Origin of the sequence: Chromobacterium aquaticum (assembly GCF_021129195.1) — a bacterium.
Taxonomy (GTDB): domain Bacteria; phylum Pseudomonadota; class Gammaproteobacteria; order Burkholderiales; family Chromobacteriaceae; genus Chromobacterium; species Chromobacterium aquaticum.
On the sequence record NZ_JAJOHW010000274.1, the window covers coordinates 1 to 988 of the forward strand.

General features: G+C 73.2%; 1 protein-coding gene. It reads right to left on the minus strand.

Annotated features, from left to right (window positions below; genetic code table 11):
• A partial coding sequence (locus LQT98_RS23755) for a thioesterase domain-containing protein (protein WP_231465723.1) occupies nucleotides 1–988 on the minus strand: 988 nt, incomplete at both ends.

A 988-nucleotide genomic window follows, 5' to 3' on the forward strand; every position in this document is an offset into this window, starting at 1 on the left:
GCCGCGCGCCAGCCGTCGATGAGCGCGGCGTCGTCGGGCGTGTCCGCCTCGCCGCCCCTGTCCGCGGCCACAATCAAATGCAGCGCCCCGGCATAAGGCGTCGCCGGCGCGTAATCCGTCAGCGAATGCGCGATGAAGGCGCGCACGCGCGCCGCGAACTCGGGCAGGCCAAGCTCCTCCGACAGCACGCCCGCCGCTATCAAGCGCTCGCGCAAACGCTCCACTCTCCGCGCATCGTCCAGCGCGTCGAATTCATCGGCGTCGAATAGCGGCTTGGCGTCGGCCAGACGCGCGAAGCTGTTGCCGATCTCCACCATCCAGCGGCTGTCCCGCCAGTCCCGCTTGTGCGGCCGCGCCGCCGACCCCGGCGGCAGGCTGTCCACGATGGAAACCCAAGCCACCGCCTCGCCCTGGCCGGCCAGTTGCCGCGCAATCTCAAGCGCGACCCAGCCGCCGAAAGAATGGCCGCCCAGGCGATAAGGCCCATAAGGCCGCACCCGCCGGATGTCGGCGATCAGCGCCGTCGCGATGGCTTCGACGCCGGCCGCGTCGGCCTCGCCGGGCCCGGGCAGCTCCATGCCCCATACCGAGAAGTCCTTGGACAGCTCGGCCGCGAGCGCGCGCAGATACGGCACATGCCCGCCCGCGCCCGGCGCGAAGAACAGCGGCGGCGCGTCGCCCGGCGCGGACAGCGCGACGAGCGCGCCGACCCGGACGCCGTCCGCGCCCGCGCCCTCGGTCTCGATGACCCGGGCCTGCTCGGCCACGGTCTGCGCCGTCAACAGACGGGCCACCACCGCCGCGTCCAGGCCAAAGGCCCGGCCGGCGCGGGAGCAGATCCGCAGCATCAGCAAAGAATCTCCGCCCAGCGCGCTGAAATCGCTGTCCTCCGACGGCGGTTCGCGCTTGAGCACGGCCGTCCACAAGGCGCTCAGCTCGCGTCGCAACGCCGCGCCGCTGGGCCGCGCGGCGGCGGACGCCTTGGCCG